Here is a 14,696-nt window from a genome sequence, read left to right as displayed (position 1 = left end):
TGTTACGAGGCTCGGGCAGCCGACGTCTGGTGTTCGTTCAGTGCACAGCACACAACATCACGAGTGAGGACCACGTCATGGGACCCCGTATCAATCTCAACGACAGCGAGATCGGCGCCAAGATCGGCAAGCGGTTCGCGAACACCAGCCTGGCGATCCTGCAGTCGACGGTGCCGAAGGCCACGATGGAGCTGATGGAGCTGCGCGCAAGCCAGATCAACGGCTGCGGTTGGTGCACCGACGTGCACACCAAGGACCTGACGGCCGCCGGTGAAGCCGCGGTCCGCATCAACCTGGTCGCCGCCTGGCGCGAGTCCAGCGTGTTCACCGAGGCCGAACGGGCCGCGCTGGCGCTGGCCGAGGAGGGTACCCGGCTCGCCGACGCCTACCGAGGCGTCTCCGACGAGACCTGGGCCGAGGTGCGCGAGCACTACGACGACGACCAGATCGCCGCGCTGGTCTACCTGGTCGCCATGATCAACGCTTCCAACCGGCTCGGCGTGATCACGCGCATGCCGGGAGGTTCCTATCAGCCCGGCATGTTCGACGCCATCACGAACTGATCGGCGGGTGCGATCCGAGCCTCCGGCAGGAGTCACCGGAGTGGCGGTCCCCATCCGGCCTCGCGCGTGGTGACCGCCACCGCGCTCGATCAGGGCCATGTCGAGATCTCATCGTTGCCAGGCGAACTCGCTACTCGGCCATGGTCCACGACGACGACCGATCGGCATCGCCGCTCACTTCGGACGGCGGGTCCGGCGCAGCGCTGACCGTTCGGCAGGTGGTCAGCCACGGTCGTGCAGGGCGTGCGCCAGGCTGCGCAGGGCGGGGACCGCGGCCAGCAATCTGCCGACCTCGGTCTCGTCGACGGTGGCCAGCGCGTCGAGAACCAGGCGGGTGCGCGCCGCGTCGATGCGAGCGGCATTCTCGATCGCCTTGCGGGTGGGCAGGATCCGGCTGCTGCGGCGGTCGGCGGGGTCGATCTCGCGTTCGATCAGTCCCAGTTCGGTCAGGTGGCGCAGCACGGTGCTGACGTTGCTGGGTCGCATGCCGGTCACCGCGGCCAGGTGCCCGGGAACGGTACCCGGCTCGTGCACGATCACCCGGAGTACTTCGGCCTGTGCCTGGGTGAGCGGCTCCACCCGGGTCAAGCGCTCGGCCGCGCGATGTACGGCGCGCGAGAGCTCCCGCAGTGCGGCGTCGAGCTCGCGCAGATCGGATTCACGGCCCATACCCTCCATGATAAATTACTTATGCATAAATAAGTATCTGGAGGTGTCGTCGTGCTGAAATCGACCGCATCGGGGGTCTCGGGACCGCTGCTGGTGGTGCTGGGGCTGCTGTCGGCGGTGGCGCCGTTCGCGACCGACATGTATCTGCCGTCGTTCACCGGGTTGGCCGCCGACCTGCACACCGGCGCGTCGAGCGTGCAACTGACACTGACGACCTTCCTGATCGGGTTGGCGCTGGGGCAGCTCGTGATCGGGCCGCTGTCCGACCGGTTCGGGCGGCGGCGGCCGCTGTTGCTGGCCACGGCGACCGCGACCGTCATGACGGTGCTGTGCGCGCTGGCGCCGAACATCTGGCTGCTGGTCGTGCTGCGCTTCGCGCAAGGGTTTTCCGGCGCGGCCGGGATCGTGATCGGCCGCGCGGTGGCGGCCGACCGCGTGAGCGGCGCGGCGGCCGCGCGGATCTTCACGCTGTTCGCCAGCATCGGAGGCATCGCGCCGGTGGTCGCGCCCCTGCTGGGCGGTGCGCTGGTTCCGGTCGGCTGGCGCAGCGAGTTCTGGGTCCTGAGCGTGATCTTCCTGGCGATGTTCTGCGGCGCCCTGCTCGTGGTGCCGGAATCGCTGCCCGCCGACCACCGCCACGTCGGCGGGCTCGCCACCACCGGCCGCGTGGTGCGGACCCTGGTGGCCGATCGCGGCTACCTCGGGTACACCCTCGTGTTCGCGCTCGGCTTCGCCGGGTTGATGGGCTATATCTCGGCGTCCCCGTTCGTGATCGAGAACGTGCTCGGGCTGTCGACCGCCGAGTACACGGTGGTCTTCGCCGTCAACGCGCTGGGCATGATGGCCGTCGGCGTGCTCAGCTCGCGGCTGACCCAGCGTTTCCGCCCGCAGTCGATCCTGTCGGCCGGGCAGGGCGTGATCCTGGTCCTGAGCGTCGCGCTGCTGGTTCTGTTCGCCGCGGGCGCCGCGGCGGCGCTGATCCTGCCGGTGCTGTTCGTCCTGGTCAGCTCGTTCACGACGATTCTCGGCACGGCGAGCGCGCTGGCCGTCGGCCGGGCCCCGCATGCCGCGGGCAGCGCCTCGGCCCTGTTGGGCGCGCTCCAGTTCCTGCTCGGCGCCCTGGTGTCCCCGCTGGTCGGGCTCGGCGGCACCGCGACCGGAATCCCGATGGCAGTCACCATCGTGATCAGCGCCGTGCTCGCGCTGGCCGCCCGGCTACTCGTCCGTGGCTCGGGTCCGGTCACGGCGGTGCGACGCGAAACCGACACCGTCGCCGTATGATCCGCCGCTCCCAGGGGAGCGGGCGGCAGGCTCGGCTTCAGTCGTTCTCGGGAGCGGCGATCGTGAGGACCGCGTCGGCGATATGCGGGTTGCGTTCGAGTTCGCGCTCGAGCGCGCGCAGCGTGAGGGCGATGCTCGACTCGGCCGGGTCGCCGACCAGGTCGACGCTCGCGACGAGGAAGACCTGCCGAGGGCCGACGTATTCCAGGCGCACGAAGCGCACCGAGGCCACTTCGGGCATCTCCTCGATGCGGGCCGCCGCGGCGGCGCGGAGTTCGGGCGAGGCGGGCTCACCGGTCAGGAAGCGCCGGTTACGGTCGATGAGCACTACGGCGATCGCCCCGAGCAGCACGCCGACGAGCACCGATCCGAGTGCGTCCCAGGCCGCCACGCCGGTGAGCTGGTGCAGCCCCATTCCCGCGAAGGCGATGACGATGCCGATCAGTGCGGCGCTGTCCTCCGCGAAAACCGCGCGCAAAGTCGGATCGGAGGTCTTCAGTACGTACTCGAGGATGTCTTGATCGAAGCTCTCCGCCTCGCCGCCGAGTTGCCGCGTGGCCTGTAGCCACGAGGTTCCCTCCAAGACGAAGGCGATTCCGAGCACGAGGTAGGCGATCGCGTAATCCTGTCCACCTCGACCTTCGTGCAGCAGTTCGGTGATCCCGTGCCACACCGACACCGCGGCGCCCGCGACGAACAGTCCCACCGCCGCCAGCAACGACCAGACATATGCCTCGCGTCCGTACCCGAGGGGTCGTTTCGCGTCCGCGCTGCGAGCGCTTCGACGGTTGGCTACGAGCAGGAAGATCTGGTTGCCGGTGTCCGCCCAGGAATGTGCGGCTTCGGCGACCATGGACGCCGAGCCGGACAGCGTCGCGGCGACCGTTTTGGCCACCGCCACCGCGACGTTCGCGCCGAAGGCGACGATCACCGTGCGAGTGCTCTCCCCACCGGCGGTGGGTGCGGATCTCTCGTCGTGGAAAGCGTTCGCTCGCTCCATCTACGCCAGTGTGGCACGACCCCCGCGGGACTCTGTTTGCCGCACCATGTGTGAGCTTCCAACGCCGCGAAGTAGCCACCGCCCTGCCGTTTTGGTTGTGCTGTCAACCTTGGTTCCGAATCGGCGTTCTGACGTCTACAATGGGCCAACACATAACGGCACATTGTATAGGTGCACGGTGGTGAGACTGGGTCGGCGGTTCCTCCCACCTCGACGATGGGATTCGACATGGTCGGGAGTTCAATAGAACCGTCGGACTGGTCCGTCGAGCGCAAGGGCGCCGAATGGGTCGCGGACGAGGAACGTCGAGGCAAGCCACGCGCCTTGTTCTGGCCGTGGGCGGGCACCAGCTGCAATGTGGTCCTGGTGTCGTTCGGTCCGTACGTCACCGCACTCGGCCTGGACTGGCATGTGGCGGCGCTGGCCGCCGCGGTGGGCGCGGTGCTCTCCTTCCTCCTGCTCGGCTTGGTGTCGCTGGCCGGGCAGCACGGGGGAGCGGCGACCATGGTGGCCGGCCGCGCCGCGTTCGGGTTCCACGGCAACAAGATTCCGGCACTGCTGAGCTACCTGGCGTTGGTCGGATGGGAGACCTTCTCGGCGGTGCTGGCGACCCTCGCGGCCCGCACGGTGGCACACCGGCTCGACCCGGATATGGACACCGCACCGCTCATGGTCGTCACTCTCGTCACTGTCATCGTGGTGACCACGGTGATCGGAATCTACGGCTGTCACGTGATCCTGCGGATCCAGAAGTGGTTCGCCCTCGCATTCACCGCGCTGTCGGTGGTCTATGTAGTGCTGACGCTGCCCAGGATCTCGTTCGCGACGCACGGACAGGTCAGCGTGGGCGCGTTCGTGGGCGGGGTGATGCTGGTCGCCAACACGCTGGGCTTGAGCTGGGTCAACTGCGCGGCCGACTACACCCGCTACCTGCCCCGCACCGCCGGCAAACGTGCGCTGGTCGGCTGGATCACGTTCGGTGGCACCGCTCCCGCCCTCGTTCTGATGGGACTCGGCACGGTGCTCGCGGCGGGGGATCCGGACATCGCGGCGACGGCGGCCACCGATCCGATCAGCGCGCTGTCGGCCCACTTGCCCACCTGGTTTCTGGTGCCCTACCTGATCCTGGCGCTGGTGGGCTTCGTGTCGGGCTCCATCATCGGCCTCTACTCCTCCGGGCTCGCGCTGCAGACGTTGGGCGTCCGGATATCCCGGCACTACACCGTTCTGATCGACGCGGCCCTGATCGCCGCTGCCGGCGGCTATGTGGCATTCGCAGCCCCCGGGTTCTTCGCTCCGTTCCAGGCGTTCCTGACCACCACCGGTGTGGTGATGGCCGCATGGACCGGAATCTTCGTGGTCGACCTGTGGCAGCGTCGCCGCGTCGGCTACGACCGGACGGCCCTGTACAGCCCGGTCGGCGGCTACGGCAAGGTGAACCGCGTCGGAGTCGGCTGTCTGATCGTCGCGACCATCGCCGGGCTCGGCTTGGTCACCTCGCCCGATCCGCATGTCGGCCCGCTGCTCGGCTACCTGTTCACGCCTGCCGCCCGCGCGGGTGGCTTGGGCAGCAGCAACCTGGGGGTATTCGTCGCGCTGGTCTCGGCGAGCGTGGGATACGCGGCGCTGCATCGGGTAAGTCCGCTCGCGCAGGCGAGCGCGACCGAGCGGGTCGAGGACCGCGAACCGGAACCGGACCGAGTCCCGGTGTAGAAAGAACGCCGTATCGGCTGGTGGTGCGGGCTTTTCGCCGCGACGGTCACACGTGCGCGGCGATTCGCCGATCGATCACCGACAGCGTGAACTCTCCCCATCGAATGTTCTCCTGCTCGAAGGAGATTCCGCGCAGCAGTGTGAGATAGGGGCCGACTCGCTCGGCCTCGGCCAGGTACGCCTGCTCGCTGCGGCCGTCCAGCAACCGGGAACGCAGGCGTTCGTAGCGGGCCAGTTTCGACTTGGACCACTCCAGCTTGTCCGCTACCGCGGCACGCACGGCGGGGGCGTCCTCGACGTCCATGCCCTGCACCTTCACCATCATCTCGTCGCGGATGGCGGTGGGCTTGGCCGGCTTCTCGACGAATTCGTGGAGAGCCGCGCGCCCGGCGGGGGTGATGGCGTGCAGGCGCTTGTTGGGCCTGCGTTCCTGCTGCACGACCCGGGTCTCGATGAGGCCATCGGCCGCCATCCGCTCCAGCTCCTTGTACAGCTGCTGGGGCGTGGCCATCCAGAAGTTGGCCACCGAGGCGTCGAAGCTCTTGGCCAGGTCGTAGCCGGAAGCCTCGCCCTCCAGCAGGGCGGCCAGCACCGCGTTACGTAGCGCCATCGGCTCAGGCTACCACTCGAGAAGATTAATCAAATATCTGTCCTTCGAGCTATGGACAGGTCGACTCGACCTGGATACGGTTCAAGTCACCTATTAAATTTCTTGAGTATAGGAGGTGGGAGATGCACCCCTTCCGCGTAGCCGTGGAAGCTCGTGACGAGGCCGCCATCGAGGCGCTGCTGGCCGACAACGTGGTGTTCACCAGTCCGGTGGCATTCCAGCCGTACCCGGGCAAGGCGATCACCGCGGCCATCCTGCGCGCGGTGATCCGCGTGTTCGAAGATTTCCGCTATGTGCGCGAGATCGCCGACGCGAACGGTCGTGATCACGCGTTCGTGTTCGAGGCCACCGTCGACGGCAAGCGGCTGACCGGCTGCGACTTCCTGCACTTCGACGAGGACGGCAAGATCGACGACTTCATGGTCATGGTGCGTCCGCTCTCGGCGGCACACGCCCTCGCGGCGCGTATGGGTGAGCAGTTCGAGCGGATCAAGGCCGAGGCCGCCGCGCAGCTCGAGCGGGAAGCCGCCGGAGCGTGAGCGACTACGACGCCATCGTCATCGGCGCGGGCAATGCCGGGCTGACCGCCGCCGCGACCCTCCAGCGCGCGGGCGCGCGAACCCTCCTGCTCGAGCGGCACAATATTCCCGGGGGCTGCGGAACATCCTTCCGCCGTGGACGTTTCGAGTTCGAGGTCGCGTTGCACCAGCTGTCCGGCGTTGGCATCGATGGTCAGCCGATGTCGTTGCGAGAAGGGCTGTTCCAGCAACTCGGCATCGCCGACAAGCTGGAGTTCGTGCAAGAACACGACCTCTATCGTGCCGTGATTCCCGGTCGGCTGGATCTCACCCTGCCCGCGGACTGGGACGGCGCGGTCGCCGCCATCGAGGCCGAGTTCCCCGGCAACCGCGACCGGGCCGCGAAATTCTTCGACCTGATCCGGCAGGTGAGCTTCTGGCAGATCGCCGCCATGCGGAGGATGCCGGTCGAGCAGATCGACCCGGTGCTGTTCGAATACGGACTGCGGCCGTTGAAGGACGTGCTCGACGAGTTCTTCGATGACGACCGCATCAAGGTCGCGCTTGGCATGTACTGGACCTATCTCGGGCAGCCGCCGTCGAGACTGCGATTCCAGGATCTGGCGCTGACACTGTTCGCCTACTTCGAGTTCAAGCCCTGGCATGTGCGCGGTGGGTCGCAGGCGATGTCCACCGCCATCCTCGACGCCTTCCTCGCCGCGGGGGGCGAAGTGCGGTTCAACACCGGCGTCGAGGCCGTTCTCACCGAATCCGGCCGGGTTCTGGGTGTGCGGCTGGAAGACGGTTCGGAGGTCACCGCTGCCGACGTCATCTCCAACGCGTCGCTGCCGACCACCTACGGCATGCTCGAAGGCATCGACGTGCCCGCCGAGGTGCGCAACGATCTGGCCACCAGGCGAATCGGTGTCTCCGGCTTCGTGCTGCACATGGGTCTGGACGCGACTCCGGCCGAACTGGGTTTCACCACCAGCACGACGTTCGTCAACATGGACGCCGACGACGACCGCACCTACCGGGCGTGGAAATCGTTCGAGCCCGCGCGGGGCATCTGCGTCAGCTCCTACGATGTCGCGCCGATCGGATTCGCGCCCGCCGGCGCCACGCACGTCAGCCTGATGACGTTGCAGTACGCCGACATCTGGAAGAACGTCGCCGCATCGGAGTACGCGCGCACCAAGTTCGCCTACGCCGAAACCCTGCTCGACCTGTGCGAAACCGTCACCCCCGGCATCCGCGACGCCATCGAAGAGGTCGATGTCGCGACACCGTTGACGATGATGCGCTACCTGGGGCATCCGGGCGGCGCGATCTACGGCTACGACCAGGACGCCACCGAAGGCTGGCTGTTCCGCGACAGCGAACGCCGAACCCATGTTCCCGGACTCCATCTGGCCGGCTCCTGGGCCGGGATCGGCGGATTCCAGCCCACCCTGGAGGCCGGTGCGCGCGTCGCCCGCCGTCTCCTGCGCTCCAAAGCCGCCTGATCGGAGGACACTACGTGAAACACCCACTCGCAGAACGGTTCGACGGGGCGGCGGAGATCCTCGCCGAGATCGATGCCCGCGTCCCCGATACGCGCGACTACTCCGCCGAAACACGCGCAACCATCGACGCCTACCACCCCAAGCGGCTGCGGTTGGTGGTCACCGCGATCATCGAGGAGACCGCCACCGCCAAGACCTTGCGACTCGAGCGCGCCGACCGGTTCGAGCTGCCGCCCTTCCTGGCGGGCCAGTACGTGAACGTCTTCATCGACGGCACCAGCCGCCCGTTCGCGATCTCCTCCAGCCCGTCCCGGCTGACCCACTACGACCTCACCGTCCGCCGTGTCCCCGGCGGACGCGTCAGCAACCTGCTCGTCGACACCGCCGAGATCGGGCAGGTGCTCACCACCACCGGCCCGATGGGCACCTTCCACCACAACCCGCTTTTTCACGGCAACGACGTGGTGTTCCTCGCGGGCGGTTCGGGCGTGGCTCCGGCCATGAGCATGATTCGTGAGATCGCCGATCTGGGTCTCGATCGCGCCTTCCACCTGATCTACGGCTCCCGCGACGCCTCCGACATCATCTTCGGCGCGGAACTGGACGAGATCGCCGCCACCCACCCCGGCATCGACGTGGACCATGTCATCGCCGAACCCGCCGCCGGCTGGACCGGAGCCACCGGCTTCCTCACCGCGGAAACCATCGACCGGCTGGCGGGCGAACTCGACGGCCGTATGGTCTACGTGTGCGGCCCGCAGGCGCTGTACCCCTACGCCCTCGGGCAGCTCACCGCGCTGGGCCACCCGCGCAAACGCATCCGTTTCGAGGCCAACGGCGCGCCCAGCGATCCCACCGCCCAATCGCACTGGCCCGCCGGTATCGATCCGGCGCAGGAGGTCACCGTCACCGTCGGCAACACCTCCTTCCGCACCCCGCGCAACCGTCCACTACTGGACGCTCTGGAAGACAACGGTATTCGTCCCGAGGCCGCCTGCCGTTCCGGCGAATGCAGCCTGTGCCGGGTGCGGATTCTGAAGGGTGAGGTGCACAACGCCGAGGAGGCGAAACTCCGGCTCTCCGACGCTCGATTCGATTACACCCATTCGTGTGTGGCCTACCCGATCACCGATGTGGAGCTGGGCCTGTGACCTACCGAACCTATGTCGCGCTCGGCGACAGCCAGACCGAGGGCGTCGGCGACGGCGACGACCGGACCGGATTGCGCGGCCTGGCCGACCGGCTCGCCGAACGCCTCGCGCAGGCCGATCCCGGCCTGCTCTACGCCAATCTCGCGGTTCGGGGCAAACTCGCCCGGCAGATCCGCGCCGAGCAACTCGATGCCGCCCTGGCGCTGCGACCGGACCTCGCGACCGTGGTCGCCGGAGTCAACGACCTGCTACGGCCGAATTTCGACGCCGACGAGGTCGCCGGACACTTGGACGCGATGTTCGCCGCCCTCACCGCCCACGGCGCGGTCGTGGCGACGCTGACCTTCCCCGACCTCGCGCGCATCACCCCGCTCGCGCGCCCGCTCGGCGGTCGCGTCACCGCGCTCAACCAGCGCATCCGCGCCTCGGCGGCACGGCACGGCGTCGTCCTCGCCGAAACCGCCCACCACGCCGCCGTCACCGATCCCCGCCTGTGGAGCACCGACCGGCTACACGCCAACTCGCTCGGACATCAGCGCATCGCCGACGCTCTCGCGCACGCCTTGGGTCTACCCGGCGCCGACGAAAGCTGGGCCGCGCCCTTGACGCCGCCGCTGCCCGCCGGCACCCGCATGGCGACGGTGAAGAGCGAAATACATTGGGCCGCAACCTTCCTGAGTCCTTGGCTCGGTAGGCGGCTCACCGGACGCTCCTCCGGCGACGGACGTACCGCCAAACGCCCGCACCTCCTCCCGGTGCACGGCCGCACGGCGACCGCCGCGCCCACGGACCGGTTCCAGCCGTGACCACGGTGTCGGGGCGCTCAGCGCGGGCTCGTATTGCCGCTCGTCGGTTCCCCAGCACACCCCGCGAGACGAGCGCCGCTTACCCGGCAGGTAATCGACTCTGATCGATCGCCATGCCACGATCACGCTATGACCGCTTACGCCATCGCTCACCTGCAAGACGCCGCCGCGCACCCGGAGATCGCGGACTACATGGAACGTCTTTCGTCGACCCTCGAGCCGTATGGCGGCCACTACCTCGTGCACGCGACACCGCACGAGGTGAAGGAAGGCAGCTGGCCCGGCGCCGTGGTGATGCTGGGCTTCCCCGGGATCGCCGAGGCGCGAGCGTGGTGGGACTCGCCCGCGTACCGGGAGATCGCACCGCTGCGCACGCGGCACATCGAGGGTGACCTCATCCTCGTCGAAGGTGTCCCCACCGGCTACGCCCCGACCGCCGCCGTGAAAGCCATCCGGGAGGCCGTGTCCGCCGACTAGCCGCTTCCCGCGCCGGGCAGACGCACGGTGAATGCGGTGTGGCCGGGTTCGCTGGCCACCGAGATGTCACCGCCGTGCGCCTTGACGACCGCCGCGACGATCGCCAGACCGAGGCCGGTGCTGCCCGCCCGCCGCGAGCGCGACGAGTCGCCACGCGCGAAACGCTGGAACACCGTCGGCTGCAAGGTTTCCGGGATTCCGGGTCCGTCGTCGGTCACCCGCAGCACGGCTCCTCCGTCGCCGTGGAATTCCAGCGAGGTGAGCACCGTTGTGCCAGGGCCGGTGTGGACCCGCGCGTTGGTCAGCAGGTTCGCCAGCACCTGATGCAGCCGGGCCGCGTCACCGGTGGTCACCACCGGCTCGTCGGGCAGCTCCAGATCCCAGTGAAGTTCTGGTCCCGCGATGTGCGCGTCGCTCACCGCGTCCACCGTGAGCTGGGTCAGGTCCACCGGCTCGTGTTCGAGCCCGCGTCCGGAATCCAGCCGGGCCAGCAGCAGCATGTCCTCGACCAGACCCGTCATCCGCCGGGACTCGGACTCCACCCGGGCCATCGCATTGGCCACCTCGCCGGGCACCTCGGCTCGTTTGCGTTGCGCCAGTTCGGCATAGCCGCGAATGGCGGCCAGCGGGGTGCGCAGCTCGTGGCTGGCGTCGGCGAGGAATCGCCGGACCCGGGTCTCGCTGTCGTGGCGTGCCGACAACGCACCCGTGATGTGATCGAGCATCCGGTTGACCGCCGCGCCGAGCTGTCCGACCTCGGTGCGCGGATCGGCGTCCGCGACCGGAACCCGGACGGGCAGTACCACCTCGCCGCGCCGCAGTTCGAGTCCGGCCACCCGCGCGGCCGTCGCCGCGACCCGATCCAGCGGCGCGAGAGCGTGCCGGATGAGCCAGATGCCGACCAGTGTCGCGACGATCGAGACGACCGCCGTGACGATCGCCAAGATCAACAGAACACGCAACAGCGTCGCGTCGACGGCGGTCAACGGCAGGCCGGTGACCACGATGTCGCCCGCCCAGGTGGTGTCCGCGACCACTCGATACCGGCCCTGGCCGCGGAGATCGACGTCGACCGGCTTCCCGTTGGCCGCCACAGCGGCGAGCTGCTCTTGCGCGGCCCGCGACAACGCTTCCTGCGTGCCGTCGGCCGCGTTGCGGCCCGCCTTGGCGACGCTGCCTTCGTGGACGATGGCGCCGATCATGTCGGGCTGGATACCGCGCCGGTTGAGGAAGTCGGGTCCCGGGCCGTTGTTCGGTGGCGGTGGCGGGGGTGGAGGTAGCGACGGCGGCTCACCGCTGGGGCGGGGGCCCAGGCTCGGGCCACCGCCGACCTCGCCGAGCGAACGCTTCTGCACATCGATCAATTCGGTGTCCAATTGGTGTACCAGGAACTGGCGCAGCGCGAATTCGGTCGCGGCGCCGATACCGACGACCACGGTCACCAGTAACAGCACCTGCCCGACCAACAGCCGTGCCCGCAGCGACCAGCGCCGTGGCATCAGCACCCGGCGCGCCGCCTCAGCCTGCGGGCTTGAGGACATACCCGGCACCGCGCAGGGTGTGGATCATCGGCGCGCGTCCACAGTCGATCTTCTTCCGCAAGTACGAGACATACAGCTCGACTATGTTGGACCGGCCGCCGAAGTCGTAACTCCACACTCGATCCAAAATCTGTGCCTTGCTCAGTACCCGTTTCGGGTTGCGCATGAAGAACCGGAGCAATTCGAACTCGGTGGAGGTCAAGGCGATCACTTCGCCCGCTCGGGTGACCTCGTGACTGTCTTCGTCCAGCACGAGATCACCGACCACCAGCTGCGCGTCACTGTTCTCGATGGCGACGCCGGTTCGGCGCAGGAGCGAGCGCAGCCGCAGCACCACCTCTTCAATGCTGAAAGGCTTGGTGACGTAGTCGTCGCCGCCCGCGGTCAGCCCGGCGATGCGGTCCTCGACCGAGTCCTTGGCGGTCAGCAGGAGCACCGGCAGGTCCGAATATTGTGTGCGTAGTTTGCCCAGCACCTCTAGGCCGGTCATGTCCGGCAGCATCACATCGAGCACCACCACATCGGGGCGGGCTTCGCGGGTCTTGGCGACGGCGGTCCGGCCGTCACCCGCGGTAGTGACCTCCCATCCCTCGTAGCGCAACGCCATCGACATCATCTCGGCCAGAACGGGCTCGTCGTCGACCACGAGCACGGTGATCGGGCTGCCGTCGGCGCGGCGCATGACAATTCGTTCGGCTGGCCCGTTCCCGGTGGTCGTCGCGGACATCGTTTCACCATGGCGAGGAACGCTTGGGGTCCGCTGTGGTGCGGCTATGTGTTTGCTGTGAGGGTGCGACCAGCGGAAACGGGCTCGCGCGGCGGAGGTGCGGGTATGCGAAGCCGGTCGGTTCACAGCTGGCACATAGCTTCCGCCAACGAGGGACAAATGTTGAGACTCAACGATTCTCGCGTCGGCCTCAGAGCAGTGGCCGACGGTTTCGGACCTGATCCGACAACAGGAGGAACGCAGATGAGTTTCACATCGAAGCTGACAATGAGCGCCGTGGCCGGTGCGCTCGCACTCGGCGCCCTCGGCATCGGAGCCGGTGTGGCCGGCGCTGATGCGCCCCAGGGCCAGGGACCGGTGCCCGGACAGCAGTGCCCGCCTCCCGGCGATCACCAGGGTCCTCCGCCCGGTGACCACCAGGGCCCGCCGCCTGGCGATCACCAGGGTCCCCCGCCCGGCGACCGTCAGGGCCCGCCGCCCGGTGACCGTCAGGGTCCTCCGCCCGGTGATCACCCGGACGGGCCGCCGCCGCAGTGCCAGCCCGGACAGTGATCCGCTGCACCTCACAACGCATGAGCTGAACAACTGAACAGATCGAGCGCGGCGGCGGACCGAACGTCCACCGCCGCGCTCGGCGTATCCGCGGTGCACTGTGGTGGTCCGTGCGGGGTCGCGTACCCGGCCAACTGCGCGGCGTAGCGCGAATCCGGATCCTGCATCGTGATGTTCGGTGCTCGGGCCGGGCGTCCGCGAATCGCCTCCACCGTCGTCGTGGACCGACCCCGTCGGCTGTGCGGTGGATCGTGGCCTCCCCATAGGGTTGTGACCGACGGGCGGGTCCGCCGAGAGGAGTTGCCGATGGACGCCGAACACTTCCTGCCGTTCCGTAAGAGCGCGGTGGTATCGCTGTGTGCCGACGAACTCCCCGAGGCGGAGCGCGAGTCGTTCGTGGAGTTCGCGAGTCTGCTGGCGGCGTTGGTGCACAACGAGTTCCATGCGCGCGGTGAGGCTTTGCTCGATGCCTATCAGGTGGTCGATCCAGCGGAGGACGAACGGGCGATCCGTGTTGCCACCCCCGAGCACCGGGCCGCCGCGCGGGCGCGGGTGGAGAGCGAGCTGGTCGCGCTGGCCGAGTCGGCGGACTTCACGCGCATCGATGCCGCTGAGATCGAGCGCGCGTTCGCCGAGCACTCGCTGGTGAAGGTGCGGTTGGAAGTCGACGCGGACGACATCGAAACGGCGATGTTCTTCCGCCGCGGGGTCGCGCAGCGCACCGAGCAGGTGCGGTGGCTGTTCGGTCTACGGCGGCGCAGCATCGAATTCACCAGCTACGGCAAGGTTCTGGTGTACGTCGCGTTCACCGAGCGTGCGGAGGCGGTCGCGGATCGGCCCAACGGCGGTGTGCTGGTGAAGTTGTTCCAGAACGTCCCGAGAAACGACCTCGAGATGCTGTATCCGAGCGTTCGCGTGCGGATGCGGCCACTGGACAAACTGCTGATCGGTGTGCCCGCGGTGGTCTCTGGGATCGTCGTGGTCGCCACCAAGCTGGTCGCTTCGCTGGGGCCGCTGCTCTTGCTGCTGGCGTTCTGGGTGGGGTTGCGCGAGGAATCCGTGCGGCTGGATCAAGCCACGCTGGTGACCCTCGGCGCCGGGTTGGCTGCCTTCGGCGGTTATCTGGTGCGTCAGTTCGCCAAGTTCAAGAACCGCAAGATCAAGTTGATGAAGACGCTGTCGGAGCATCTCTATTTTCGCAACCTCGACAATGATGCGGGAGTGTTCCACCATCTGCTCGGTGCCGCCGAGGATTCGGAGGTGAAGGAAGCCGTGCTGGCATACCACTTCCTGCGCGCCGCCGACCGGCCGCTCACCGCCACCGAACTCGATCGGCGCGTGGAGGACTGGTTCCGGCGGCAATGGGGGACAACCTTCGATTTCCAGATCCGCGACGGACTGCGCAGACTCCGGAGGTGGGAACTACTCGTCGAGGACGAGCACGGCACGCTGAGCGCCGTGCCGCCGACCGAGGCGAAACAGCGTCTCGATCATCACTGGGACAACCTTTTTTCCATGTCCGCCAACCGGCTGACGAAGGCGTGAGCCTGCGCAACCAGGCCGCCGAGCCGACGGTGTCGGCG

Annotated in this window: 15 protein-coding genes; 10 read left to right on the top strand and 5 right to left on the bottom strand. The window is 68.0% G+C overall.

Annotated features, from left to right (window positions below):
- Nucleotides 1-77 precede the first annotated feature (77 nt).
- On the top strand, nt 78-563 hold the full coding sequence (locus ABZ824_RS24610; protein WP_356965537.1) for a carboxymuconolactone decarboxylase family protein: 486 nt from the start codon (nt 78-80) through the stop codon (nt 561-563).
- A 222-nt stretch (nt 564-785) separates the two neighbouring features.
- Here the strand turns inward: ABZ824_RS24610 and ABZ824_RS24605 are convergent, their stop codons facing one another.
- Nucleotides 786-1,232, bottom strand: a complete 447-nt coding sequence (locus ABZ824_RS24605; protein WP_356965536.1) for a MarR family transcriptional regulator — start codon at nt 1,230-1,232, stop codon at nt 786-788.
- Nucleotides 1,233-1,283: 51 nt separating this feature from the next.
- On the opposite strand from ABZ824_RS24605, the gene ABZ824_RS24600 reads away from it, so the two are divergent.
- Nucleotides 1,284-2,513, top strand: coding sequence for a multidrug effflux MFS transporter (locus tag ABZ824_RS24600; RefSeq protein ID WP_356965535.1), 1,230 nt, complete (start codon nt 1,284-1,286; stop codon nt 2,511-2,513).
- A 37-nt stretch (nt 2,514-2,550) separates the two neighbouring features.
- On the opposite strand, the gene ABZ824_RS24595 is transcribed toward ABZ824_RS24600, so the two are convergent.
- On the bottom strand, nt 2,551-3,513 hold the full coding sequence (locus tag ABZ824_RS24595) for a cation diffusion facilitator family transporter (RefSeq protein ID WP_356965534.1): 963 nt from the start codon (nt 3,511-3,513) through the stop codon (nt 2,551-2,553).
- Nucleotides 3,514-3,741: 228 nt separating this feature from the next.
- Here ABZ824_RS24595 and ABZ824_RS24590 point away from each other — a divergent pair, with 228 nt between their 5' ends.
- The gene (locus ABZ824_RS24590; RefSeq protein WP_356965533.1) at nt 3,742-5,226 is read left to right on the top strand and encodes a cytosine permease; all 1,485 of its coding nucleotides are present in this window, start codon (nt 3,742-3,744) and stop codon (nt 5,224-5,226) included.
- A 46-nt stretch (nt 5,227-5,272) separates the two neighbouring features.
- On the opposite strand, the gene ABZ824_RS24585 is transcribed toward ABZ824_RS24590, so the two are convergent.
- Nucleotides 5,273-5,836, bottom strand: a complete 564-nt coding sequence (locus tag ABZ824_RS24585; protein ID WP_355080075.1) for a PadR family transcriptional regulator — start codon at nt 5,834-5,836, stop codon at nt 5,273-5,275.
- 122 nt (nt 5,837-5,958) lie between these two features.
- Between ABZ824_RS24585 and ABZ824_RS24580 the strand changes: the two genes are divergently transcribed.
- The 5 genes from ABZ824_RS24580 to ABZ824_RS24560 all read left to right on the top strand — a co-directional run bounded on the left by ABZ824_RS24580 (nt 5,959) and on the right by ABZ824_RS24560 (nt 10,293).
- Entirely contained in the window at nt 5,959-6,375 is a 417-nt protein-coding gene (locus ABZ824_RS24580; protein ID WP_356965532.1) for a nuclear transport factor 2 family protein, read from the top strand.
- Nucleotides 6,372-7,859 (top strand): NAD(P)/FAD-dependent oxidoreductase, encoded by a 1,488-nt coding sequence (locus tag ABZ824_RS24575; RefSeq protein ID WP_356965531.1) that lies wholly within the window; start codon nt 6,372-6,374, stop codon nt 7,857-7,859. Before ABZ824_RS24580 ends, ABZ824_RS24575 begins: the two co-directional genes overlap by 4 nt.
- Before the next feature lie 14 nt (nt 7,860-7,873).
- Complete coding sequence (locus ABZ824_RS24570; protein WP_356965530.1) at nt 7,874-9,010, top strand: 2Fe-2S iron-sulfur cluster-binding protein; 1,137 nt, start codon at nt 7,874-7,876, stop codon at nt 9,008-9,010.
- On the top strand, nt 9,007-9,816 hold the full coding sequence (locus ABZ824_RS24565; RefSeq protein ID WP_356965529.1) for an SGNH/GDSL hydrolase family protein: 810 nt from the start codon (nt 9,007-9,009) through the stop codon (nt 9,814-9,816). Before ABZ824_RS24570 ends, ABZ824_RS24565 begins: the two co-directional genes overlap by 4 nt.
- A 129-nt stretch (nt 9,817-9,945) precedes the next feature.
- On the top strand, nt 9,946-10,293 hold the full coding sequence (locus ABZ824_RS24560) for a DUF1330 domain-containing protein (protein WP_356965528.1): 348 nt from the start codon (nt 9,946-9,948) through the stop codon (nt 10,291-10,293).
- On the opposite strand, the gene ABZ824_RS24555 is transcribed toward ABZ824_RS24560, so the two are convergent.
- Both ABZ824_RS24555 and ABZ824_RS24550 read right to left on the bottom strand, forming a co-directional pair.
- On the bottom strand, nt 10,290-11,834 hold the full coding sequence (locus ABZ824_RS24555; RefSeq protein ID WP_356965527.1) for a HAMP domain-containing sensor histidine kinase: 1,545 nt from the start codon (nt 11,832-11,834) through the stop codon (nt 10,290-10,292). The genes ABZ824_RS24560 and ABZ824_RS24555 overlap by 4 nt on opposite strands.
- Nucleotides 11,812-12,516 (bottom strand): response regulator transcription factor, encoded by a 705-nt coding sequence (locus ABZ824_RS24550; protein WP_356965587.1) that lies wholly within the window; start codon nt 12,514-12,516, stop codon nt 11,812-11,814. Before ABZ824_RS24550 ends, ABZ824_RS24555 begins: the two co-directional genes overlap by 23 nt.
- A 288-nt stretch (nt 12,517-12,804) precedes the next feature.
- On the opposite strand from ABZ824_RS24550, the gene ABZ824_RS24545 reads away from it, so the two are divergent.
- Nucleotides 12,805-13,113, top strand: coding sequence for a hypothetical protein (locus tag ABZ824_RS24545; RefSeq protein WP_356965526.1), 309 nt, complete (start codon nt 12,805-12,807; stop codon nt 13,111-13,113).
- A 306-nt stretch (nt 13,114-13,419) separates the two neighbouring features.
- Nucleotides 13,420-14,658: a TMEM143 family protein gene (locus ABZ824_RS24540; RefSeq protein ID WP_356965525.1), complete on the top strand. Its 1,239-nt coding sequence runs from the start codon at nt 13,420-13,422 to the stop codon at nt 14,656-14,658.
- Nucleotides 14,659-14,696 lie beyond the last annotated feature (38 nt).

It is taken from the genome of Nocardia sp. NPDC047038, from assembly GCF_040644075.1.
Taxonomy (GTDB): domain Bacteria; phylum Actinomycetota; class Actinomycetes; order Mycobacteriales; family Mycobacteriaceae; genus Nocardia; species Nocardia sichangensis.
Note: the sequence above shows the minus strand (reverse complement) of the source record. Positions and strands in the feature narration are given on the sequence as shown.

What these genes read in the sequence shown, in the direction of transcription:
- ABZ824_RS24540 (WP_356965525.1), top strand. Translation starts at nt 13,420, where the DNA reads ATGGACGCCGAACACTTCCTGCCGTTCCGTAAGAGCGCGGTGGTATCG.
- ABZ824_RS24545 (WP_356965526.1), top strand. Translation starts at nt 12,805, where the DNA reads ATGAGTTTCACATCGAAGCTGACAATGAGCGCCGTGGCCGGTGCGCTC.
- ABZ824_RS24610 (WP_356965537.1), top strand. Translation starts at nt 78, where the DNA reads ATGGGACCCCGTATCAATCTCAACGACAGCGAGATCGGCGCCAAGATC.
- ABZ824_RS24555 (WP_356965527.1), bottom strand. Translation starts at nt 11,834, where the DNA reads ATGTCCTCAAGCCCGCAGGCTGAGGCGGCGCGCCGGGTGCTGATGCCA.
- ABZ824_RS24595 (WP_356965534.1), bottom strand. Translation starts at nt 3,513, where the DNA reads ATGGAGCGAGCGAACGCTTTCCACGACGAGAGATCCGCACCCACCGCC.
- ABZ824_RS24605 (WP_356965536.1), bottom strand. Translation starts at nt 1,232, where the DNA reads ATGGGCCGTGAATCCGATCTGCGCGAGCTCGACGCCGCACTGCGGGAG.
- ABZ824_RS24580 (WP_356965532.1), top strand. Translation starts at nt 5,959, where the DNA reads ATGCACCCCTTCCGCGTAGCCGTGGAAGCTCGTGACGAGGCCGCCATC.
- ABZ824_RS24585 (WP_355080075.1), bottom strand. Translation starts at nt 5,836, where the DNA reads ATGGCGCTACGTAACGCGGTGCTGGCCGCCCTGCTGGAGGGCGAGGCT.
- ABZ824_RS24590 (WP_356965533.1), top strand. Translation starts at nt 3,742, where the DNA reads ATGGTCGGGAGTTCAATAGAACCGTCGGACTGGTCCGTCGAGCGCAAG.
- ABZ824_RS24550 (WP_356965587.1), bottom strand. Translation starts at nt 12,516, where the DNA reads ATGCGCCGCGCCGACGGCAGCCCGATCACCGTGCTCGTGGTCGACGAC.
- ABZ824_RS24560 (WP_356965528.1), top strand. Translation starts at nt 9,946, where the DNA reads ATGACCGCTTACGCCATCGCTCACCTGCAAGACGCCGCCGCGCACCCG.